The sequence below is a fragment of the Streptomyces sp. R44 genome (assembly GCF_041053105.1).
Classification (GTDB): Bacteria; Actinomycetota; Actinomycetes; order Streptomycetales; family Streptomycetaceae; genus Streptomyces.
The window spans coordinates 8,367,890-8,389,788 of record NZ_CP163444.1 but is presented as its reverse complement, the minus strand read 5'-3'; the positions used below and the strand labels follow the sequence as shown (position 1 = coordinate 8,389,788).

Here is a 21,899-nt window from a genome sequence, read left to right as displayed (position 1 = left end):
CGCCGTGGATGCACGGCCCTGCCCAGGCGGCGGCCCACCAGGACGTAGCCGAGGAGCGCGCCGGTGGAGGAGAACGTTGCCGCCGAGCTCGGCGAGCCGTGCGTGCGGCAGCCGGAGGTGGCGGTGGTGCGCTTCTCGTCGACGGTCACGCTGCCCTGGTCGATGCCGCCAGTGTCGAGATACGCGGCCATGCTGCCGCTCGCGACGAAGAACGTGCGGGTCCCGCGGATCGAGTCGGGCAGCAGCCGGGCGTCCTTCTCCAGGTCGACCGCGACCTGTTGGTTGCCCACGTACGTAAACAATTTCGACCGGTGCTCCGGTGGTGGCTTCGGCCGACTGGGCTCAGGCTGGGATGTGCGTGCGCGGGGCGGAGAGGTCGCCGCCCCGCTGTCGCGCGCCGGGCGACGTTTGACATGGCGGCGGCGGGTGAGGCGATACGACACCGGGAGGGGGCCACGGAGGCAGGGCCGTGTCGGAGAACACCCCAGGTGGCGTGCCCCTCGACCGACGGAGAACGGCCCTGCGCGCCGGGCCCACAGGCCGGCCCCGACCGAGGAGCGCGCCACCGTGCAGCACGAGGAAAGGCAGCACCACCGATGACCGACAGCCGACCCTCCACCACGACCGATTCCGGCGCCCCGGTGGAGAGCGACGAACACTCGCTCACCGTGGGCGCGGGCGGTCCGATCCTGATGCAGGACGCCTATCTGATCGAACAGATGGCGCAGTTCAACCGCGAACGGATCCCCGAGCGCCAGCCGCACGCCAAGGGCAGCGGCGCGTTCGGCCACTTCGAGGTCACCCACGACGTCAGCCGCTACACGAAGGCGGCCCTGTTCCAGCCGGGCACCCGCACCGATCTGGTCGCCCGCTTCTCGACCGTCGCCGGCGAGCGCGGCAGCCCGGACACCTGGCGCGACCCGCGCGGCTTCGCGGTGAAGTTCTACACCAGCGAAGGCAACTACGACATGGTCGGCAACAACACGCCGGTCTTCTTCGTCAAGGACCCGATGAAGTTCCAGCACTTCATCCGGTCCCAGAAGCGCCGCGCGGACAACAACCTGCGCGACCACGACATGCAGTGGGACTTCTGGACCCTCTCCCCGGAGTCCGCCCACCAGGTCACCTGGCTGATGGGGGACCGTGGCATCCCGCGCTCCTGGCGCCACATGAACGGCTACACCTCGCACACGTACATGTGGATCAACGAGTCGGGTGAGCGGTTCTGGGTGAAGTACCACTTCAAGACCGACCAGGGCATCGAGTTCTTCACCCAGCACGAGGCCGACCAGATGGCGGCCGTCGACACGGATTACCACACGCGGGACCTGTTCGAGCACATCCGCGACGGCGCGTTCCCGAGCTGGACGCTGCACGTGCAGGTCATGCCGTACGAGGACGCCGCGACCTACCGGTTCAACCCGTTCGACCTCACCAAGGTGTGGCCGCACGGGGACTACCCGCTCATCCCGGTCGGCCGCATGACGCTCGACCGGAACCCCACCGACAACCACGCCGAGATCGAGCAGGCAGCCTTCCAGCCGAACAACCTCGTCCCCGGCATCGGCCCCAGCCCCGACCGGATGCTGCTGGCCCGGCTGTTCTCGTACGCGGACGCCCACCGCCACCGCATCGGCGCCAACTACCAGCAGCTCCCGGTGAACGCGCCCGTCGTCGACGTCCACACGTACTCGAAGGACGGGGCGATGGCCTTCCGCAAGACGGCCGACCCGGTCTACGCCCCGAACTCCAAGGGCGGACCGGCCGCCGACACCGACCGCTACGGGACCCCGCCCAGCTGGGCGGCGGACGGCGAGATCACCCGGGCGGCCTACGTCTCCCACCCGGAGGACGACGACTGGGGTCAGCCCGGCACCCTCGTGCGCGAGGTGATGGACGACGCCGCCCGCGACCGTCTGGTGGACAACGTCGTCGGTCACCTGCTCAACGGCGTCTCCGAGCCAGTCATGGAGCGTGCCTTCGCCTACTGGACGAACATCGACAAGGCCGTCGGCGAGCGCATCACCCAGGGCGTACGGGCCAAGGCCGACGAGAAGGACCCCAAGGCGGCCGAACAGGGCAACCCCGCCCGCCGCTCCATGCAGGAAAAGGCCTGAGTACGGGAACAGGCCTGACAGGGCCCCCGGCCGGCGTGGGGACATGCCTTCAGTCCGAAGGCGTGTCCCCCGGCCGGGTGGGGTTCCGGGCAGGCTGACGGGGGCGTCGCTGCCGCGGCGCCCGGGCGTTCTCCCACGGTCGGTCGAAGGCGTCCGCCGCGGGAGCGGTGACGACCTTGGGGAGGGCGCCCGGATGCTCCCGCGCGAGCCAGCCGACGAGCTCCTCCCGTACGGCACAACGGGTCGTCCACAGGTCGTCGGCGTCCTTGGCGGTCACGATCGCCCGCACCGTGATGCCGGTCGGTGAGGTGTCGGTGACGGCGAGGTCCCAGCCCCGCCCGTCCCAGGTGTCGCACGTGGTGAGGAACTCCCGGAGGTGCGCCCGGACGAGCGCGACCGGTGTCGAGTGGTCGCAGTGGACGAACACCGACCCCGTCATCTCCGCGCCGCCGCGCGACCAGTTCTCGAACGGCCGCGAGGTGAAGTACGAGACGGGGAGCGTGACGCGACGCTCGTCCCAGGTCCGGACCGTGAGGAAGGTGAGCGTCACCTCCTCCACGACACCCCACTCGCCGTCCACGACGACGGTGTCACCGATCCGGACCATGTCACCGAAGGCGATCTGGAAGCCGGCGAAGAGGTTGCTCAGCGTCGACTGGGCCGCCACACCGGCCACGATGCCGATGATGCCGGCCGAGGCGAGCAGGGACGTGCCGAGGGTGCGGAACGAGGGGAAGGTGACGAGGGCCGCGGCGGCGGCGAGCACCCCGACGGCGACGGACACCACCCGCATGATCAGGGTGACCTGGGTACGGACCCGGCGCAGCCGGGCGGCGTCGCGTGAACGTCCGGCGTAGCGCGCGTACGAGGACTCGACGACGGCCGCGACCGTCCGTACCGCGAGCCAGGCGCCTCCGCCGATCAGGCACAGCAGCAGGACGCGGGTCACCGCCCCCGCGTGCTCTTCGAGCGGCCCCCGTCCGGGCGACGCCATCGGGTAGGTCCATCTGAGCAGGGCGGCCAGCACGACGACGTACAGCGGCGTGCGGCAGCGGCGCAGCAGCCCCCACAGCGGGGTCTCCGGATGCCTCGCGTCGGCGAACCGTGCCAGCAGGTCCGCCGCACGGCAGACGGCCAAGGCGGCCAGCGCCGAGCCGCCGACGGAGATCGCCAGTCGGATAACGCTCTCCATGTGCTCCCCAGTCGATGAGTCGAACAGGTTCGTCCCGTACGCCTCACCGCAGGCGAGCACGCCAAACATCCGCCGGAGGAGTACCGCGGCGCCGGTCGGCGGTCAGCCCGCCCGGCCCGCCCGCGGCACGCGCTCGGGAAGCGGCGGTGGCGGAGGCGGGGTCCCGTCGCCGAACGGGCGGCCGCCGAGCTGTTCCCGCCCGTGCGGCGAGAGCCAGCCGCGGGTGTCCGGGCCCCGGGGGACGACCCCGGTCGGGTTGATGTCGTGATGGACGACGTAGTAGTGCGCCTTGATCTGCGCGAAGTCGATCGTGTCGCCGAAGCCGGGCGTCTGGAAAAGGTCCCGCGCGTAGGCCCACAGTGCCGGGAGTTCGGTCAGTTTCTGCCGGTTGCACTTGAAGTGGCCGTGGTAGACGGCGTCGAAGCGCACCAGGGTCGGGAAGAGGCGGACGTCGGCCTCGGTGAGGGTGTCGCCGACCAGATAGCGCCGGCGGGCGAGCCGCTCCTCCAGCCAGTCCAGCCGTGCCCACAGGCGCTGGTACGCCGTGTCGTACGCCCGCTGGCCGGTGGCGAACCCGCACTGGTAGACACCGTCGTTGACGTCCCGGTACACCTTGTCGGCCACGTCGTCGATCTCGTCGCGCCACCCCTCCGGATAGAGGTCCGGCGCTCCGTCCCGCTGGTGGGCCGCCCACTCGCTGCCCAGGTCGAGCGTGATCCGCTCGAAGTCGTTGGTCACCACCCGGCCGGTGGGGACGTCGACGATCGCGGGCACCGTGATGCCGCTCGGATAGTCCGGTTCACGGCGGACGTACGCCTCCCGCAGTGTCTCGATGCCGAGGACGGGGTCCCGGCCGCCCGGGTCCAGGTGGAAGCACCAACTGCGCTCGTCGTGCAGGGGCCCGGCGATCCCCAGGGAAAGCACGTCCTCCAGTCCCATCAGGCGTCGGACGATCGCGCTCCGGTTCGCCCACGGGCAGGCCCGCGCGATGACGAGGCGATAGCGCCCGGCCTCCACCGGGAAGCCGTCCCGGCCGTCCGCCGTGATCCGGGTCGTGATGTACGTGCGGTCGCGCTCGAACGAGCCGTCACCGGTCATGGGACCGCACCTTCCTCGTACCCTTCGCGTGGATACCGCCCTCGGGGCCGTCGGGCCCGCGCTCGTCCCGTACCGCCCGCTCCTCCTCCTCGGTCCACGAGCGGGTGTCACGCGGCTCGACGTACGGCTCCTGGTCCGGCGGCATACCGCCGACGACCGCCCGTTGCCGCAGGGTCTCCGCGTCGAATTCCAGGCCCAGGAGGACGGCCAGGTTGCTGATCCACAGCCAGATCAGGAAGACGACGACACCGCCCATCGTGCCGTAGGTCCTGTTGTACGAGGCGAACTCGGCCACGTGGACGGCGAACCCGGCGGAGGCGGCCGGCCAGATCAGCAGGGCGAGGGCGCTGCTCGGGGTGATCCACCGCCAGCCCCTGCTCTCGACGTTCGGACTCGCCCAGTACAGGAGCGCGAGCATCATCGCCACGAGCACGACCAGAACCGGCCACTTGGCGATCGACCACACCGTCAGCGCGGAGTCGCCGACGCCCAGCACATCGCCCGCGCGGCGCGCCACCTCGCCGGTGAGAACGACGATCAGCGCGCTCGCCGCGGCCATGAGCACGAGCAGCGTGGTCAGCCCCAGGCGGATGGGCAGTACCTTCCAGAGCGGGCGGCCCTCGGGGACGTCGTAGACGCGGTTGGCGGCGCGCGTGAACGCTCCCACGTAGCCGGAGGCCGACCACAGGGCGAGCAGCACGCCGACCGTCGCCATGACGGCTCCCGTACCGGGTGCCCCCTGCAGGTTCTCCACGGCCTGGCCGAGCACGTCGCGGGCCGGGCCCGGCGTGAGCTCGCCAAGGCTGTCCAGGACCTTGTCCGCCGTCGACCGGCCGCTGACGCCGAGCAGCGAGACGAGCACGAGCAGCCACGGGAAGAGGGCCAGCAGGCCGTCGTACGTGAGGGCGGCGGGGGCGGGCGCGGCGGGCGCCGCACGGTCTTCCTGAGGAACTTCCCGGTCGGCCATGCACGGGCGGATACCCTCGCACGCCCGGACTACGCCCTCCCGCGGCCCTCGGGCCGTGGTGCGCGAGGACCCTGACGGCGACCCGTTCAGAAGGCGTGCCCCGTGTCGTCCCTCAGCCAGGCCGGCTTCTCCTCGGCGGACCGCTGGCGGCGGTACCCCGGGCCGTAGATGCGCTCGTAGTCCCGGACGCAGCGTTCGAGGAGCGCGGCCGCCTCCGCGTGCCGTCTGCGTCTTAGGCCCTCCAGGACGGCGGCCGGCACCGCCGCGCTACGCAGGGTGTCGGGGGATCGCGTCCCAGGGTGTCCGCCTGGCCCCGGAAGGTGTAGGCGACGCCGGCCGCACCACCTGAACCGTCTGCGCCGGTTGGACCGACCCACCGGCCAGGTCATCCGCCGCTATGAGCAGTCACGCCCGGGTGAACTGCTCCACGTCGACATCAAGAAGCTCGGCTCTACGGGGCTGTGAGGGCGTCGAGCCGGGCGGCGAGGTCGGGGTGGGCGGCGGCCAGGTGGGGGCGGGTGGCGGTCAGGGGGCCGATGAGGTCGGCGGGATCGTCGTGGGCGAGGGCCGCGTGGAGCTCGTCGAGGGGGCGGCGGGCGGCTGCGGGCAGGTCGGTGAGGGCGGTGATCTGGCCGGCGAGGCGGCGCAGATCGGCGGCGTTGGCGCGGGCCCAGGAGGCGGTGGTGCGCCTCGTGGCCCGGGCCTGGCGAGTGGCCGTCACACGCTGCTCGCCGGTGGTCCCGGCGGGTCCGGGGCGGCCGCGCAGGTAGCGGCGTTCGGCGGCCTGACGGCTGGCGACGCCCAGGGGCGGGGCGAGGTCGGCCCAGCTGGCGCCCGCGTCCCGGGCGGTTTCGATCAGGCCGGTCTCCCATCCGGCGAGCTGCTCGCGGACCTGCCGCAGCAGCGCCAGCGAGGCAAGGGCCTGCTCCGGTCCCGGCCCGGCGTCCGGGCCGTCGGGAGTCTCCTGCTGTGCGGCGCGCAGAGCCTCGTCCATGGCGTGAAGGGCCGCCGCGGCGGCGAGGAACGACGCCGGGCTGTGGGCGTCGGTGTGGGGCGAGAACGGCTGGTCGGACGGGGTCACGGGCACCGCCTCGGGCTTGTCATCAGGTCGACGACATCGTGTTTGTCATCCATTGGATGACATGTTACAACGGTGTCAGTGCAGCGCATTGGCAGCAACTGCCGACAACCCGCTGGAGGTGTTTCACGATGTTGATGCGCACTGACCCCTTCCGTGAGCTGGACCGGCTGGCACAGCAGCTGGCGGGTCCCGGCACCTGGTCGAGGCCGTCGGCGATGCCGATGGACGCCTACCGTGAGGGCGACGAGTACGTGGTGGCCTTCGACCTGCCCGGCGTCAGCGCGGACGCGATCGACATCGACGTCGAGCGGAACATGCTCACCGTCAAGGCCGAGCGCCGGCCGGTGGCGAAGGCCGACGACGTGCAGATGGAACTGTCCGAGCGGCCGCTGGGCGTCTTCTCCCGCCAGATCGTGCTCGCCGACACCCTCGACACCGAGCACATCAAGGCCGACTACGACGCGGGCGTGCTCAGCCTGCGCATCCCGATCGCCGAGCGCGCCAAGCCCCGCAAGATCTCCATCGGCGTCGGCTCCGGCCGCAAGGAGATCTCCGGCTGACACCGGCCGGACAGGTGCGGAGGACGGGCACCTGATCTCCCCCTCACCCCGCCCTCCGCACCCCCATGGGATTCCTGAGAAGTAAGGGGTGGCGGTCAGATGACTCTGCGACGCGATGCGTTCCTCGACCACGTGCAGGAACGCGGCGAGTACGGCACTGCGGAGGAAGCCGAGCGCGCGGCCCGCGTGGTCCTCGCCCTGCTCGGCGCGCACCTGATCGGCGAAGTCCGCGCCCAGCTCGCGGCACGCCTGCCGGAGGAATTCGCCCTGATCCTGCTCAACCCGCTCCAGAGCGCCGAACCGCTGCCACCGGAGCGGTTCGTGAGGGCGACCGCAGCCTGGATCGAGGGCGCCACCGAGCAGACCGCGACCTGGGACGTCAGCGCCGTCCTGTCCACGGTCGCCGACACCGCGGGCGAGGACCTGATGGGACAGATCCTGCTCCAGCTCCCGGTCGGCTACGACCTCCTCTTCGGCCGCCCCCAACCCACCTGACCACGTGTGCCGCACATCGGCACCATCCCACCCTGGCTCGACGAAAGGCATGCACCGCAGTGATCACCGACGTGCGCGTACCGCTTGAGCACCAGCAGCCGTACGGGACGGCGTACGAGCAGATGCTGGAGAAGGTCCGCTACGAAGGCGCCTACTCCACCCGCGAGCGGGCCGACGAAGCCGTCCGGCTGGTCCTTTCCGGGCTGGGACGCCAGCTGACCGGCGACGAACGTGTCGACCTGGCCGCCTGCCTGCCCCTGGAGGCCGCACGCGTCCTGACCGCGCAGATCCCCGACCCCCAGCCGCTGGGCGGCTGGGCCTTCGTCAAGGACCTCGCCGCCCGCTCCGGCGCCTCCCTGGCCACCACCCGCTGGGACACCGGCTCCGTCTTCGCCGCCGTCACCGCCCACGCCGGCCCCGACCTCATCACCCGCATCCTCCACCAGCTCCCCACCGGCTGGGCCCTGCTGTTCGGCCAAGCCGAACTCAACTCGGCCGTGTGAACGAGCACCCGGCCCCCAGGACGCAGCAAGGGCCCGCCCCCATTTCCGGCCGGGCGCCGACCGCATCCCTATCCCCTGGCCCTGCACACGGAATCAGCACGGAGGGCGCCGGCCGTGGTCCGGCTCGGCGCCCTCCGCTGTCCGTCGTCGGTCCTCGCGCTATGACCAGGGCAGGACCAGGGCGCCCCAGGCGACGACGGGGCCGAGGGCGACGATTCCGCCGGTGTAGCCGATGACCTGGCGGTAGAAGCGGCGGGAGTCCACCCCGCGGGCGTTGCCGAGGACGAGTGCTCCGTTGGTCGAGAAGGGGGAGGTGTCGACGATCGTCGTGGAGACGGCCAGCGCGGCGATCAGTCCGGCACCGCTGAGGTGGCTGGAGAGCAGCAGCGGTACGGCGATGGGGATGATCGCCGTGAGGATCGCGGTGGAGGAGGCGAAGGCGGAGGTGATGGCCACGGTGAAGCACAGCAGCAGGGCGACGACGAGCGGGGCGCCCAGGTGGGCGGCGTGTTCGGAGATCTTCTCGATGACACCGGCCTTCTCCAGCATCGCGATGTACGTCATCATGCCCGCGACCAGAAGCAGGGTGGACCAGCTGACACCGTCGACGGCCTTCTCCTGCCGCTTCATGTCCACCAGGGCCAGCAGCGCGCCGGCGGCCAGCGCGAGGAAGCCGATCTCCAGGTGGAAGCCGAGCGCGCCGACGACGAGGGCCAACAGAGAGGCGAGGGTGAGCCACTGCCTCCAGTCGGGCCTGCCGGAGACGGCGAGCTCCTCGTCGGCGGCCACCTCCTCGGCACCCTCGACCAGCGGGGCGGGACGCTTGGCGAGCAGGGCGTAGGTGAGGATCGCGAGCACCAGGTTGATCAGGAAGCTGGCGCTGAACAGCGTCACGGCGGAGACCTGCACGTCGGTCTTGTCGACGAGGCCGAGGACCAGCGCACCGGAGACGGCCAGCGGGGAGAACGCGCCCGCGTGCCCGCCACTGATCACCATCATGCCGACGACCAGCGGGTTGAGCTTGTAGCGGTAGGCGAAGTTCATGCCGATCGGCGCGAGGATCGCGACCGCGGCCGGGGTGAACGTACCGAACGCCGTCAGCAGGGCGGCCACCAGGAACAGCACCCAGGGGATGAGCTGCACCTTGCCGCGTACCAGCCTGACGCCGGCCGCGACGAGCCAGTCGATGGTGCCGTTGCGGCGCGCGACGGAGAACAGGTAGGTGACTCCGACGATCGTGACGAAGAGCTTGGCCGGGAACCCGTCGAAGATCTCGGCCTCGGTGAGCCCGAGCGAGGCAGTGCCGACGGCGAAGGTGGCGACGAAGGCGAGGATGCCCAGGTTGATCGGCAGCACGGTACCGAGCACGAACATCACCAGCAGGGCGCCTATGGAGATCACTTCAGCAGACATCTTTGTCCTTGGTGCGGTGGGGACGGGGTGGCGCGCCCCGAGGGCGCGAGGGTATCCCGGTGCGGACGGCTGGGAACCGGCGTGACCGAGGTGATGTTCGTCGCGGCTCAGGCGGCTTGCGGGCTGCCTGCTCCCGGTACGTAGATGCGGGCGTCGGCGAGCAGACGGGCCGCGCGCTGCACGGTGACCCGGTGCGGCAGGCCGTTCCTCACATCGGTGCAGCGGACCGCGACGACGCCGGCGGGCGTGCCGAGGCGCAACCACTCGTCGGCCGGGCCGCCCGTGGCCCGGGAGACCACGGACCCCTTGAGGAGTCCGGCCGCCGCGACGGCGACGGCGGAGGTCAGGCCGATCGCGGGGTGCGGTGCGTTCATGCTGAGCATGCGCACCGACACGTCGTAGTCCTCGGCACCGATGGGTTCACCGAGGGTGGTGGTGTACGGCACCGGCGGGCCGACCAGGCCCGCCTTGGGCACCGCGTCACCCGGTTCCTCGCCCGGCTCGAGCAGCCCCATCAGGGGTGCGGCGGTGTGCCGGACGGTGCGCAGCCAGGGGACGTCCGCGTTCATCCGCTCCAGTGACTCGGCACCGGTACGCCCGGCACTGGCGGCGTCGACGAGGACGACCGGAGCTCCTGCGGTCACCATGCTCACGCGTACCGGCTCGGCGAGGCCGACCCGCAGCTCCTGGGCGGCCTGGCCGGTGGGGAGCAGCGAGCCGGTCGTGCCACCGGCCGGGTCGCGGAACGTGAGGCCGACCGCGACCCCGCCGGCACGGGTGCCGGGTACCGTCTGGCGGCCGAAGTGGTGCACCACGCCTCCGCGGGTGTCGACGATCCCTTCGAGGACCGCGCCGGTATTGGTGTTGCGCATCACCACGCGCGTCAGGTCGCCGGTGACCGGAACCATTCCTTTGGTCACCGCGTACAGGGCGACGCCGGTGGCGCAGTTGCCGCAGTTGCTCGTCCACTCCACCGAGCCCGTCCCGATGCCGACCTGAGCGAACAGGTAGTCGACGTCGACGCCGGGCTCGGGCGAGGCGCCGACCACGGCCGCTTTCGAGGTGGTGGGAGTCGCCCCGCCCACCCCGTCCAGCTCCACGGGGTCGGTGGCGCCGTACGCGGCGACCAGCAGCCGTTCGAGGTCGCCACGGTCGGCAGGGACTTCGACCTGGTTGAACAGCCAGCACTTGCTTGTGCCGCCACGCACCAGAGTCGCGGGAATGTGCACGTCTGAGGCTCTTCCTGGATCGACGAAGGGGAGGGAAAGGGCCGAGGCAGCGGTTACGGGCGTATGGCGAGCCGGTGAACCGCTCGGCGATTGCGGAGACCTTCGCAGAGCCATGACTTCGGAACAATCGCGGTTTGCTTCACCTGGGTTTAGCTCAGCTAAAGTCGACGGCATGCTCAACGTGCGCCGTCTGCTGCTGCTCACCGAGGCCACCGAACGCGGTTCGCTCACTGCCGCGGCGGAAGCCCTCGGCATGACCACCTCCGCCGCCTCCCAGCAGATGTCGCTGCTGGAGCAGGAGGCAGGGCAGCCGCTGATCGAGCGGCTGCCACGCGGTATCCGCCCCACCCCGGCGGGTGCCGCGCTGGCCGAACGGGGTCAGGCCATCCGCCGGGAACTCCGTGCCGCCCAGGCCGACCTGGACTCCTTCACCGCCCTCGACCAGGGCACCCTGCGGCTCGGTTCCTTCCCCACGGCGAGCGCGTCCCTGCTGCCGCTGGCGCTCACGCGTTTCCGACGCCGCCACGCCGGCATCCGTATCGAGGTGCGCGCAGGAGTCCTCGCGGAGCTCAGGGAGATGCTGCACGCCGGGGAGGTGGAGCAGGGGCTGCTCTGGGACTACGAATGGAACCGCCTCGACGATCCGGCGCTTGCCGTCACCCACCTGCTGGACGACCCCACGGTGCTTGTCGTCCCCGCCGATTCGCCCCTACGCACACGTCCCTCCGTGAGCCTCGGCGATCTCGCCGACCAGGAGTGGATCATCCGCGCCGACAACCATCCCGTCGCCGACGTCCTGCGCCGAAGCTGCCGCCAGGCGGGATTCGAGCCCCGCATCGCCTACTCGTCGCACGACTACCAAGAGGCGCAGGCCATGGTCGCCGCCGGTCTCGGCATCGCGCTCGCACCCCGTCTGGCGCTCACCAGCCGACGCAGTGACGTACGCCTCCTGCCGTTCGCCTCCGACGTCCCGGCCCCCACCCGCCGCATCCTCCTCGCACGCGCCGCGGCACGCCCTGCCACCCCACCGGCCCAGGCGATGGCCCGCGTCCTACGCACGGTGGCGCAGCGATTCACCGCCCCAGACCTGCACCGGGCCCAGCTCGGGGCGGTCCGGCGGGGCTGACGGTGCGGCCACGCGCTGCGCCTCCAGGCAGCGGTTCGCACCGGTGGCCGACCACCGCGAACGCCTGGCGGAACTCAGGGGCGGGACCGCCCCTGCGCCTCGAATAACCGATATACCGAACAGGCCGAATTACCGGTCACGGTTGGCGCGAATGTCAACGGCACCCCACTCCGTATGCAGGTCAACGTGTGTGACGGCCCGGCTATTTCGCTATTCGGGTCGCGCGCGCCGGAACGAAACTCGTCGGAAACATTGACGGAGCCTCGGCCAGAAATCTATTTTCTGGTCGAACTGTCGCACGTCGTTCGGGATTTCGAACAATCAGGCCCCTCGTTGCAGTGATCGCCCCCCGACTCGTCGGGGCCCGCCGGATGCTTCGAACGGAAGGTCACCATGCTCAGACGCCATCTCCACCGCGGGCACCGATCTCCGGCGCTCCCCGCCGTGCTCGCGGCCATGGTCGCGTTGGCGGCGATGCTCGTCGTCGGCCCGGCCCACGCCGCCACCAGCGGCGCCTTACGCGGTGTCGGTTCCGGCCGGTGTCTCGATGTGCCGGGCGCCGGCCAGGCCGACGGCACGAACCTGCAGATCTGGGACTGCCACGGCGGGACCAACCAGCGGTGGACGGCGACGGACGACAGCCGGCTGACCGTGTACGGCGACAAGTGCCTGGATGTTCCGGGCCACGCCACCACGGCCGGGACCCGGCCGGTGATCTGGAGCTGCAACGGCGGTACGAACCAGCAGTGGCGGGTCAACGCCGACGGCACGATCGTCGCCGTGGAGTCCGGGCTGTGCCTGGACGTGTCGGGTGGTGGCGCGGCCGACGGCACGGCGGTGCAGCTGTGGAACTGCAACGGCGGCGACAACCAGAAGTGGACCGGCCTGTCCGAGCCGGGCACCACGTGTGCTCTTCCGTCGACGTACCGCTGGACCTCGACAGGTCCGCTGGCGCAGCCGGCGCACGGGTGGGTCGCGCTGAAGGACTTCACCACCGTGCCGTACAACGGCCAGAACCTGGTGTACGCGACCACCTCCGACGGTTCGTCGTGGGGCACGATGGCGTTCCGCCCCTTCACGAACTGGTCGGACATGGCGACGGCCACTCAGACCGGGATGAACCAGGGATCGGCGGTGGCGCCCAAACTGTTCTACTTCGCGCCCAAGAACATCTGGGTACTGGCCTCGAACGGGTGGGGTACCGCCTGGCCCTTCACGTACCGCACGTCCAGTGACCCCACCGATCCGAACGGCTGGTCCGCCCCGCAGCCGCTGTTCACCGGCAGCCTCCCCGAGTCCGGCCCGATCGACCCGACCCTGGTCGGCGACGACCAGAACATGTACCTGTTCTTCGCCGATGACAACGGCAAGATCTACAAGTCGACGATGCCGATCGGGAGCTTCCCGGGCAGCTTCGGCTCGTCGTACACGACGGTCTTGAGCGACACGGCGAAGAACCTGTTCGAAGGGCCGGAGGTCTACAAGGTCCAGGGCCGGAACCAGTACCTCATGATCGTCGAGGCTCGGGGCGCGAACGAGCACCGCTTCTTCCGCTCGTTCACCGCCCCAAGCCTGAACGGCCCGTGGACCGTCCAGGCCGGCACCGAGAGCAGCCCCTTCGCGGGCAAGGCCAACAGCGGCGCCACCTGGACCAACGACATCAGCCACGGTGACCTGGTCCGCGTCAACGCCGACCAGACCATGACCGTCGACCCCTGCAACCTGCAGTTCCTCTACCAGGGCTACGACCCCGCCACACCACAGGGCATCCCCTACCAGCGACTGCCGTACCGGCCGGGACTGCTCACCCTGCAGCGCTGACTCGCACGCACCTGATCACCGCTCATGACCTCGCCGATCCGGCCTGCGCAGCGGCTTCCGCTGCGCAGGCCAGGAAGGAATCCTGATGGCTCCCCCGCACCGACGGTTATGGCGTCTCCTCGCGGCCACCGCGCTGACGCTCACAGCCTGCGTCACCGCCTCCGCCCACACGACCGCCGAGGCCGCGCCGGGCAGCCCGGCGCTCACGCCGCCGATGGGCTGGAACAGCTGGAACAGCTTCGGATGCGGGATCACCGAGGCGCAGGTCCGCCAGGCCGCCGACACGATGGTGTCCTCGGGTATGAAGGACGCCGGTTACCAGTACGTCGTCGTCGACGACTGCTGGTTCGACCCGCAGCGCGACGCGGCGGGCAACCTCCGGGCCAATCCGACCAAGTTCCCCAGCGGCATGAAGGCGCTCGGGGACTACATCCACGGCAAGGGCCTGAAGTTCGGCATCTACCAGGCGCCCAACGAGCGCACCTGCGCGCAGGGTGTGGGAACCTACCCCGGCTCCACCGGCAGCAAGGGCCACGAGGCCCAGGACGCCGCCGCCTTCGCCTCATGGGGCGTGGACTACCTCAAGTACGACTGGTGTTCCGGCAGCGGCACCCTTGCTGAACAGGTCGAACGGTTCACCCTCATGCGTGATGCCCTACGCGCCACCGGCCGGCCGATCGTCTACAGCATCAACCCCAACAGCTTCCACGCCCCCACCGGCGACAAGTTCGACTGGGGAGAGGTCGCCGACCTGTGGCGGACGACCGAGGACCTGCTCGACATCTGGCAGAACGACAACACCAACAGCTATCCGATGGGCGTGGGCAACGTCCTGGACATCACCGCGCCGCTGGCCGCGCAGTCCGGCCCCGGACACTGGAACGACCCCGACATGCTGGTCGTCGGCCGTCCCGGCCTGTCGCTGACCGAGTCCCGCTCCCACTTCGCCCTGTGGTCGCTGATGGGCGCCCCGCTCATGGCCGGCAACGACATCCGTACGATGTCCGCCGACGTGAGCGCCATCCTGCGCAACCCGCGTCTCCTCGCGGTGAACCAGGACTCGCTGGGTGCGGGCGGGCGCAGGGTGCGCGACGACGGCAGCACCGAGGTGTTCGCCAAGCCCCTGGCCGACGGCTCGGTCGCGGTAGGCCTGTTCAACCGGGGAGCAGGCACCGCGACCATCACCACCACGGCCACGCAAGTCGGCCTGTCCGGCGGACAGTTCACCCTGACCGACCTGTGGACCGGCGGTACGTCGAGCACGTCCGGGCAGATATCGGCGAGCGTCCCCGCGCACGGCGTCGCCGTCTTCCGGGTGAGCGGCGGCAGCCCGATCGCCGCCACCACCTCGCGTCTGCGCGGCACCGGATCGGGCCGCTGCCTGGACGTGGACCGCGCCTCCACCGCGGCCGGGACGCAGGCGCTGGTCTGGGACTGCCACACTGCCGCCAACCAGCTGTGGACCAAGTGGGCCGGAGGCGAGATCCGCGTCTACGGCGACAAGTGCCTGGACGCCTACGACCAGGGAACCGCCAACGGCACCCGGGTCATCATCTGGACCTGCAACGGCCAGAACAACCAGAAGTGGACCGCGCAGGCCGACGGGTCGATGCGCAACGTCCACGCCGGCCTGTGCCTCGACGTCAACGGGGCCGGCACCGCCAACGGGACCCCCGTCGTCCTGTGGACCTGCAACGGCCAGAACAACCAGAAGTGGACCACTCTCCCGTGACGCGCCACCCCGAGAAAGGGAACCCCATGAGAAGGTCCTGGATCCGCCCCCTGGTCGCGCTCCTCGCGGCCGCGCTCGCGGTGACAGCGACAGGGGCGGCCCCCGCCTCCGCCGCCTCCGACACGCCCCTGCGGGTCATGCCGTTGGGCGACTCGATCACCTGGGGCGTGGGAAGCAGCACGGGCAACGGCTACCGGGCGCCGCTGTGGGACGGGCTCGCGGCGGACGGCCACCCGGTGGACTTCGTGGGCACGGGGCGGGCCGGTTCGATGTCCGACCCCGACAACGAAGGCCACTCCGGATACCGCATCGACCAGATTGCCGCACTCGCCGACGCCGCGCTGACCCGCTACCGGCCCAACGTCGTGACGCTCCACATCGGCACCAACGACCTCCAAGGGGCCTCCGAGGTCGACACCGCCATCGCCCGGCTGAAGTCGCTGGTCAGCCAGATCACCGCCGACGTCCCCGACGCAACCGTCCTCGTCGCCTCCCTGGTCGTGTCCACCAGCAGCTCCGAAGAGCAGCACCGGGGCGCGTACAACCAGGCCATCCCCCAGATCGTCGGCGCCGCACAGGCCGCGGGCAAACACGTCGCATTCGTCGACATGAGCAGCCTGACCACGGCCGACCTCGCCGACCCCCTGCATCCCAACGACGCGGGCTACCGGAAGATGGCCGACGCCTTCCACCGCGGCGTCCAGGCCGCGGACAGCGCCGGCTGGCTGAGGAACCCCGCCCCCGCCCCCGCACGCGTACAGTCCGGCATCGCCGCCAAGTGCCTGGACGTCAGCGGCGCCGGCACCGCTGACGGGACCGCCGTCCAGACATGGAGCTGTGGCGGCGGCGCCAACCAGTTCTGGTCCGCCTACACCGACGGCACCCTGCGCTCCCTGGGCAAGTGCCTCGACGCCGCCGGCTGGGGCACCACCAACGGCACCACGGTGCAGATCTGGGCCTGCCACGGCGGCGCCAACCAGATGTGGCAGCCCTACAACGGCGGCTACCGCAACCCCGCCTCCGGCCGCTGCCTCGACGTCCCGGGCTCCTCCAGCGCCGACGGCACGCAGCTCCAGCTGTGGGACTGCCACGGCGGCTCCAATCAGAAGTGGACCACCCTGACTGCCGGATGACCGCGGCCAGCGCTATCCGGCGCACGGCACCTACCCTCCCCGCGGATCACGCCCGCACGAGACCCAGGCCGCCGCTCCGCAACCGCCGCCCACGGGACGCTCTCCAGCGGAAAGCCGCCCTCCGACCGAGATGTCCCATCGGCCAGGAGGGCGGCAGTCCGTCAGTGATCGCGCATCAGCTCACACATCGAACATGAGTGCATCCGGTGTCGGGGTCAGGAGGGGTCGCCGTACTGGAGGCCGCGGCCGTTGGTGCCGACGTAGACGCGGCCATAGGTGTCCGGGTCGCCGGTGATGACGCCGACGCCACCGATGCTGCCCCACTGGTGGGCGTCGTCGTTGACGCGGAGCCAGGTGGCGCCCTTGTCCGTGGAGCGGAAGACGCCTGTGACGTCCTTGACAGTGCCGATCAGATAGAGGGCCTGGTAGGAGGCTCCGGGTGCGGCCTTGCCGAAGCCGAGGGCGGAGGCGGACTTCACCGTGGTGAGCGCGGTGAAGGTGCGGCCGCCGTCGGTGGAGTGCAGCAGCCCCTGGCCGCCGCCGGCGATCCACAGGTCTCCGGCGATGCCAGGGACGGCGGTGAGCCGACCGGCGGGGAGGTTCGTGGCGCGGGCGGTGAAGACCGCGCCGCCGTCGGTGCTGGCGTAGAGCGTGCCGCCGGACAGGGAGTAGAAGGTCCTGGCCGAGGAGCGGTCGGCGACGACAACGGCGTCGGTGCCCAGGCCGCTGACCCTCGACCAGCTCGCCCCCTTGTCGGTCGAACGGTACGGGGCCTGACCGGCCTGGGTCCACAGGATCGTGGAGCCGTCCGCCGCGAGCGCGACATGGCCGTCCTGGGCCCCGGCCACCGGCTCCGCCTTGAATCCGTTCCAGTTGCCGCCGCCGTCGGTGGAGTAGGCGCCGTCCTGCGCGCCGCCGCGGCCGACGCGGACCATCAATTCGGGGTTCGACTGGGCGAAATCGATGTCGGTGCTGTTGGTCATCATCGGGTTGCCCAGCCGCCCGGCGGGCACCCGGGTCAGGTCGTCGTGGCGGAAGCCGCCCTGGTCGCCCATGGCGGTGACGACGGTGGCGCCACCGGGCGGAGCGATCGCGTCCATCAGCGCGGTCTCCTCAAGACCGCCCGCGCCCGCGGTCCAGTGGCTGGTGCCGCCGTTGTCGGTGGCGTTGGCGTCCTTGCTGCGCCAGATGCCGTTGCCGGTGCCGTACAGCACGTGTCCGGAGTCGAAGGGGTCGATGGCCAGGGCGGTCATCCAGTGCCCGGTGTGGGCGCCGACGTAGGGAGCGGCGGAGGCGTTCCGCACCGACTTGTCCGCCAGTGCCTTCCAGGTCGTGCCGCCGTCGGTGGTGCGGTAGATCTCGTCCTCGGGCCACCAGCGGTCGAGGGTGGTGACCATCACCGTGGACGGCTGGCGCGGGTCGACGGCCAGGCCGGAGAACCCGTAGCCGCCCTGGGACGGCGAGACGTTCTTCCACGCCCCGCCGGCCGGTGCGTACTTCCACACCGAGCCGGCCGTCACGCCGTTGGGTCCAAGGGCGTTGGTGTACGTCAGGTACAGCGAGCCGTCACCGGAGAGCACGCCGTGCTGCGGCAACTGGCCCGTGGGCTGGCCGGGGACGGCCTGCCAGGTGCTGCCGCCGTCGGTGGAGCGGTACAGAGATGTGGATTTGTCGGCGACGCCGACGTAGACCGTGTTGCTGCCGGCCGGGCCGTACGTCACGAAGGTGATGCCGCTACCGCTGCTCGCCCCGTCCTTGACGGGGAACGAGGACACCTGCCGCCACGTCGCACCGCTGTCCGTGCTGCGCCACAGGCCGTTCTTACGGGTGCCGAGCAGCAGGGTGCGGTTGTCCGAGGGGTCGATCACCAGCCGTTCGCCCGCCCCGCGGCCGTCCTCGTTGCCGCCCAGCTTGAACGGCAGGTCGGTGCGCTGGAAGGTGCGGCCCCGGTCGGTGGAGCGCACGATCGCGCCGTTGCCGGCCCACTCGTTGGTGTAGGTGCCGGCCGCGAGGTAGAGCCGGTCGGGGTCGACGGGGTCGGTGGCCACCGAGTCGATGCCCAGCAGGTTCCAGTCCTTCTCGCCGAGCCAGTCGGTCAGCGGGATCCACTGCTCGGCCGCACTGTCCCAGCGGTAGGCGCCGCCCATGTCGGTACGCGCGTACAGCAGGCCCTTCGCCCGTGGGTTGAACACCAGCCCGGTGACGTAACCGCCGCCCACCACCTGGGCGTTCTTCCACGCGTACGGTCCGGTCCCGGTGGCCGGGGCCTCGGCCGTCCTCACCAGCTTCCACTGCTGGTTGGTGCTGCCATGGCCGCCGTACTGGATGACTGCCGCGCCGTCGGCCGTGGAGCCTCCGGAGACGTCCAGGACCTGGCCGCTCCTGCGGGAGGTGAAGGTGACGGCGCCGGAACCGCTCACCTCGTCGATCCGCCACTCCTGGGAGGCGGAGGAGCTGTCGGTCTGCTGCTCGGCGGCAGCCGCCTGCGCGGTCGAATCGCCGGCTATGCCGAGCACCTTGCCGCTGTTGCGGTTGACCAGCTCGTAGTAGCCGTCCCCGGTGGACCGCAACCTCCACTGCTGGTTGGCGGTGTTCTGGTCGGTCCACTGCTGGATACGGGTGCCGTCGGCGGTGGAGAAGGCGTTGACGTCCAGCACCTTGCCGCTGCGCACGGAGACCAGCTTGTAGTAGGCACTGCCGTCGACCGTCGCGGCCTGCGAGTCGTCCTGCACGAACAGGAGGTACGGCACGACGGTGGCGGGCACGCCGAGCAGCAGAACGGTGGCGGTCCTGCGACGGCGGTGACGTCCGCGGCGTCCGGCGTTGGTGGGGTTGTTCATGGGGGGTGTTACTCCTTGTGCAACCGTGGTTCGGGAAGGTCAGCGCTGCAGGGTGAGGACGCCCGGCCGGTAGGGCAGTTGGTCGTAGGGTCCGGCCGCGGTGGGGGACTTGCCCTGGTACAGGAACTGCAGGTTGCAGGGGTCGACGGTCATGGTCTGGTCGGGGTTGGTGCGGATCAGGTCACCGTGGCTGATGTCGTCGGTCCAGGTGGCGCCGCTGTTGGCCTTGCCCGCGAAGGGGTTGCTCTCGCTGCCGGCCTGCGGGGTCCACGTACCGCTCAGGCTGGAGGCGGTGAACGAGCGGAAGTAGCGCCGCTCGTTCACGCCCCGAGCCTCGACGATCATGAGGTACCGGTTCTGGCCCTGGACCTTGTAGACCTGCGGCGCCTCGAAGAGGTTCTTCGCCGTGTCGCTCATGACCGTCGTGTACGACGAGCCGAAGGTGCCCGGGAAGTTCCCGATCGGCATGCTCGCCCGGTAGATCTTGCCGTTGTCACCGGCGAAGAACAGGTACATGTTCTTCTCGTCGGCGATCAGGGTCTGGTCGATCGGTCCGGTGCCGGATTCGGTGCGGGGGATGCTGCCGGTGAACAGCGGCTGCGGCGCGGACCAGCCGTTGGGGTTGGCGGGGTCGCTCGACGTGCGGTAGCTGAAGGGCGCGGCACCCCACTGGTACGCGAGCACCCAGATCTTCTTGGGTGCGAAGTAGAACAAGGTGGGCGCCACCGCGTTCTGGTTCATCTTCGTCTGGCCGGCCGACGCCATGTCGGACCAGTTCGTGAAGGGGCGGAACGCCATCGAGCCGTACGAGGTTCCCGACGCGCTCGACGCGTAGACGAGGTGCTTGCCGTCGTGCGTCACGTGGGTGAAGTCCTTCACCGCGGCCCATCCGTTCGACGGCTGGGCGAGGGCACCCGTCGAACGCCACTTGTACGTCGTCGGGAGATCACACGTGCCGCTGCCCGTCCCGGACGGGGCGGTCCAGGTCCACTTCTGGTTGTTGACGGACGCGCAGGCGTACAGCTGGATCGTGGTGCCGTTCGCGGTGGCGGCGCCGACGGCGTCGAGGCACAGCCCGGACTGGACGCCGGCGATCGAGCCGTCGCTGTTGACGTTCCACTGCTGGTTGGCGCCGCCGTTGCAGTCCCAGACGATCACCGAGGTGCCGTTCGTGGTGCCCTTGCCCTGGGCGTCCAGGCACTTGTCGCCGTGCACCTTCAGTTGCTTGGCGGCGGTGTAGGTCCAGCGCTGGTCGGCCTGTCCCCCACAGTCCCACAGTTGCGCGCGGGTGCCGTTGGCGGTGGTGGAGCCGGGGATGTCGACACAGCGGCCGGAGGCAACGCCCTTGATCTCCCCGGTACCGTCGGTCGGCTTGCCCGGAGTCGTACCGGAGCCGGAGTGGAGAGCGTTCATGACGGCGGTGTACGCGGGCTTGGGCTTGCCGCCGCCGTCGAACAGCAGCGGGCTCTCGCCGCTGCGCCAGGAGTCGCTGTCCCGGACGCCCCACACCGTGATGCCGGTGCACCGGGCCACGGACAGGCAGGTGCTGACCGCGTTCGCATAGTGAGTGGGTGATGCCTGGGCGATGTCCAGCTCGGTGATCTGGACGTCGACGCCCAGGGCGGCGAAGCCGGCCAGGGTGGTCTTGAAGCTCGCCGGCGGGCCGCTCGTCCCGAAGTGGCTCTGGAACCCGACGCAGTCGATGGGAACGCCGCGGGACTTGAAGTCCTTGACCATGCGGTAGACGCCCTGGGTCTTGGCGTCCGACCAGTTCTCGATGTTGTAGTCGTTGTAGCAGAGCTTGGCCGCGGAATCGGCCGCGCGGGCGGTGCGGAACGCCTCCTCGATGAAGCCGTTGCCCAGCACCTTCTGGAAGACGGAGTCGCGGAGCCCGCCGCTGCCGCCATCGGCGAACGCCTCGTTGACCACGTCCCAGGCGTAGATCTTGCCCTTGTAGTGGGTCACCTCGGTGGTGATGTGGTGGTTCATCACGCCGCGCAGTGTGCTCGCGTCGCGGATGGAGCCGACCCAGGAGGGGAGCTGCGAGTGCCAGACCGTCGTGTGGCCGCGAAGGCGCTGGCCGCGTGCCAGGGCACGATCGACGATCCGGTCGGCGGGGCCGAAGTTGAAATTGCCGCGGGACGGCTCGATGGCGTCCCACTTCATCTCGTTCTCCGGGGTGATCATGTTGAACTCCCGGTCCGCGATCGCGGTGTACGCGGAGTCGCCGAGCCTGCCGGCGGCCACGGCCGTGCCGAAGTACCTGCCCGAGGGGGCGGCCTGGGTGCCCAGGCCCGCGGCTCCGGCGGAGCTGGGGAGGAGCGTCACGACGCCGGCCACCAGCGCCGTGGCCGACAGTCCTATCGCCCATGTCCGGCGTCGCCGACGGAGCCGGTGCAGGCCCTTCATGCCTCGGGGGCCCTGCGTACCGGTCGCCCTGGGTTCGTGGGTGTGGTGCGTCATGTGAGGGGCTTTCTTCAGGGGATACGTCAGTGAGGGAAGTCGGGACCCTGCCGCGCCGGCACGTCGTGACGGGCGGCGGGAAGGACACCCCTGAAGTGGAGGCTTCCGAGCTCGCGGTCTCGTAACAGA

17 protein-coding genes and 2 pseudogenes are annotated in these 21,899 nt (G+C 70.6%); 9 read left to right on the top strand and 10 right to left on the bottom strand.

All coding sequences use genetic code 11. The annotated features are described in order from the left end of the window. Positions 1–87: 87 nt before the first annotated feature. Positions 88–287: pseudogene (locus AB5J54_RS38705) on the bottom strand (hypothetical protein); the annotation flags it as partial. 309 nt (positions 288–596) lie between these two features. Between AB5J54_RS38705 and AB5J54_RS38700 the strand changes: the two are divergent. Continuing rightward, positions 597–2,117, top strand: coding sequence for a catalase (locus tag AB5J54_RS38700; protein ID WP_369148639.1), 1,521 nt, complete (start codon positions 597–599; stop codon positions 2,115–2,117). 49 nt (positions 2,118–2,166) lie between these two features. On the opposite strand, the gene AB5J54_RS38695 is transcribed toward AB5J54_RS38700, so the two are convergent. The 4 genes from AB5J54_RS38695 to AB5J54_RS38680 form a co-directional block, all read right to left on the bottom strand. Further along, positions 2,167–3,309 (bottom strand): mechanosensitive ion channel family protein, encoded by a 1,143-nt coding sequence (locus tag AB5J54_RS38695; RefSeq protein ID WP_369148638.1) that lies wholly within the window; start codon positions 3,307–3,309, stop codon positions 2,167–2,169. Between the two features lie 102 nt (positions 3,310–3,411). Continuing rightward, positions 3,412–4,407 carry a glutathione S-transferase family protein gene (locus AB5J54_RS38690; protein ID WP_369148637.1) on the bottom strand — a complete coding sequence of 332 codons (996 nt, stop codon included), beginning with the start codon at positions 4,405–4,407 and terminating at the stop codon, positions 3,412–3,414. Next, positions 4,397–5,374 (bottom strand): YihY/virulence factor BrkB family protein, encoded by a 978-nt coding sequence (locus AB5J54_RS38685; protein WP_369148636.1) that lies wholly within the window; start codon positions 5,372–5,374, stop codon positions 4,397–4,399. Before AB5J54_RS38685 ends, AB5J54_RS38690 begins: the two co-directional genes overlap by 11 nt. An 86-nt stretch (positions 5,375–5,460) precedes the next feature. After that, entirely contained in the window at positions 5,461–5,634 is a 174-nt protein-coding gene (locus AB5J54_RS38680) for a hypothetical protein (protein ID WP_369148634.1), read from the bottom strand. A gap of 79 nt (positions 5,635–5,713) precedes the next feature. Between AB5J54_RS38680 and AB5J54_RS38675 the strand changes: the two are divergent. Next, positions 5,714–5,827: pseudogene (locus tag AB5J54_RS38675) on the top strand (IS481 family transposase); the annotation flags it as partial. Here AB5J54_RS38675 and AB5J54_RS38670 read toward each other — a convergent pair. After that, entirely contained in the window at positions 5,826–6,455 is a 630-nt protein-coding gene (locus AB5J54_RS38670; protein WP_369148633.1) for a type III effector protein, read from the bottom strand. The pseudogene AB5J54_RS38675 and the gene AB5J54_RS38670 sit on opposite strands and share 2 nt — an antisense overlap. Positions 6,456–6,583: 128 nt before the next feature. On the opposite strand from AB5J54_RS38670, the gene AB5J54_RS38665 reads away from it, so the two are divergent. The 3 genes from AB5J54_RS38665 (at position 6,584) to AB5J54_RS38655 (ending at position 8,013) form a co-directional block, all read left to right on the top strand. Next, positions 6,584–7,015, top strand: coding sequence for an Hsp20/alpha crystallin family protein (locus tag AB5J54_RS38665; protein ID WP_369148632.1), 432 nt, complete (start codon positions 6,584–6,586; stop codon positions 7,013–7,015). Positions 7,016–7,114: 99 nt separating this feature from the next. Then, a complete protein-coding gene (locus AB5J54_RS38660; RefSeq protein ID WP_369148631.1) occupies positions 7,115–7,510 on the top strand; it encodes a DUF2267 domain-containing protein in 396 nt (131 codons plus the stop codon). A 59-nt stretch (positions 7,511–7,569) separates the two neighbouring features. Continuing rightward, the gene (locus tag AB5J54_RS38655; protein ID WP_369148630.1) at positions 7,570–8,013 is read left to right on the top strand and encodes a DUF2267 domain-containing protein; all 444 of its coding nucleotides are present in this window, start codon (positions 7,570–7,572) and stop codon (positions 8,011–8,013) included. Between the two features lie 159 nt (positions 8,014–8,172). Here AB5J54_RS38655 and AB5J54_RS38650 read toward each other — a convergent pair whose 3' ends face one another. Next, entirely contained in the window at positions 8,173–9,426 is a 1,254-nt protein-coding gene (locus AB5J54_RS38650; protein ID WP_369148629.1) for an SLC13 family permease, read from the bottom strand. A gap of 107 nt (positions 9,427–9,533) precedes the next feature. Then, positions 9,534–10,655: a PrpF domain-containing protein gene (locus AB5J54_RS38645; RefSeq protein WP_369148628.1), complete on the bottom strand. Its 1,122-nt coding sequence runs from the start codon at positions 10,653–10,655 to the stop codon at positions 9,534–9,536. A gap of 172 nt (positions 10,656–10,827) precedes the next feature. Between AB5J54_RS38645 and AB5J54_RS38640 the strand changes: the two genes are divergently transcribed. The 4 genes from AB5J54_RS38640 to AB5J54_RS38625 all read left to right on the top strand — a co-directional run bounded on the left by AB5J54_RS38640 (position 10,828) and on the right by AB5J54_RS38625 (position 16,467). After that, on the top strand, positions 10,828–11,781 hold the full coding sequence (locus tag AB5J54_RS38640) for a LysR family transcriptional regulator (protein ID WP_017241805.1): 954 nt from the start codon (positions 10,828–10,830) through the stop codon (positions 11,779–11,781). A 393-nt stretch (positions 11,782–12,174) separates the two neighbouring features. After that, positions 12,175–13,602: a non-reducing end alpha-L-arabinofuranosidase family hydrolase gene (locus AB5J54_RS38635; protein WP_369148627.1), complete on the top strand. Its 1,428-nt coding sequence runs from the start codon at positions 12,175–12,177 to the stop codon at positions 13,600–13,602. Positions 13,603–13,687: 85 nt separating this feature from the next. Continuing rightward, on the top strand, positions 13,688–15,334 hold the full coding sequence (locus AB5J54_RS38630) for a ricin-type beta-trefoil lectin domain protein (RefSeq protein WP_369148626.1): 1,647 nt from the start codon (positions 13,688–13,690) through the stop codon (positions 15,332–15,334). Positions 15,335–15,360: 26 nt separating this feature from the next. Beyond that, complete coding sequence (locus tag AB5J54_RS38625) at positions 15,361–16,467, top strand: ricin-type beta-trefoil lectin domain protein (RefSeq protein WP_369148625.1); 1,107 nt, start codon at positions 15,361–15,363, stop codon at positions 16,465–16,467. A 215-nt stretch (positions 16,468–16,682) separates the two neighbouring features. Here the strand turns inward: AB5J54_RS38625 and AB5J54_RS38620 are convergent, their stop codons facing one another. Then, entirely contained in the window at positions 16,683–19,307 is a 2,625-nt protein-coding gene (locus AB5J54_RS38620; protein WP_369148624.1) for an RICIN domain-containing protein, read from the bottom strand. 39 nt (positions 19,308–19,346) lie between these two features. After that, complete coding sequence (locus tag AB5J54_RS38615) at positions 19,347–21,716, bottom strand: non-reducing end alpha-L-arabinofuranosidase family hydrolase (protein WP_369149600.1); 2,370 nt, start codon at positions 21,714–21,716, stop codon at positions 19,347–19,349. Positions 21,717–21,899: the final 183 nt, after the last annotated feature.

Coding starts and splice junctions, on each gene's coding strand:
- AB5J54_RS38615 (WP_369149600.1), bottom strand. CDS start 21,716: ATGAAGGGCCTGCACCGGCTCCGTCGGCGACGCCGGACATGGGCGATA.
- AB5J54_RS38625 (WP_369148625.1), top strand. CDS start 15,361: ATGAGAAGGTCCTGGATCCGCCCCCTGGTCGCGCTCCTCGCGGCCGCG.
- AB5J54_RS38695 (WP_369148638.1), bottom strand. CDS start 3,309: ATGGAGAGCGTTATCCGACTGGCGATCTCCGTCGGCGGCTCGGCGCTG.
- AB5J54_RS38660 (WP_369148631.1), top strand. CDS start 7,115: ATGACTCTGCGACGCGATGCGTTCCTCGACCACGTGCAGGAACGCGGC.
- AB5J54_RS38630 (WP_369148626.1), top strand. CDS start 13,688: ATGGCTCCCCCGCACCGACGGTTATGGCGTCTCCTCGCGGCCACCGCG.
- AB5J54_RS38690 (WP_369148637.1), bottom strand. CDS start 4,407: ATGACCGGTGACGGCTCGTTCGAGCGCGACCGCACGTACATCACGACC.
- AB5J54_RS38640 (WP_017241805.1), top strand. CDS start 10,828: ATGCTCAACGTGCGCCGTCTGCTGCTGCTCACCGAGGCCACCGAACGC.
- AB5J54_RS38650 (WP_369148629.1), bottom strand. CDS start 9,426: ATGTCTGCTGAAGTGATCTCCATAGGCGCCCTGCTGGTGATGTTCGTG.
- AB5J54_RS38665 (WP_369148632.1), top strand. CDS start 6,584: ATGTTGATGCGCACTGACCCCTTCCGTGAGCTGGACCGGCTGGCACAG.
- AB5J54_RS38685 (WP_369148636.1), bottom strand. CDS start 5,374: ATGGCCGACCGGGAAGTTCCTCAGGAAGACCGTGCGGCGCCCGCCGCG.
- AB5J54_RS38620 (WP_369148624.1), bottom strand. CDS start 19,307: ATGAACAACCCCACCAACGCCGGACGCCGCGGACGTCACCGCCGTCGC.
- AB5J54_RS38635 (WP_369148627.1), top strand. CDS start 12,175: ATGCTCAGACGCCATCTCCACCGCGGGCACCGATCTCCGGCGCTCCCC.
- AB5J54_RS38700 (WP_369148639.1), top strand. CDS start 597: ATGACCGACAGCCGACCCTCCACCACGACCGATTCCGGCGCCCCGGTG.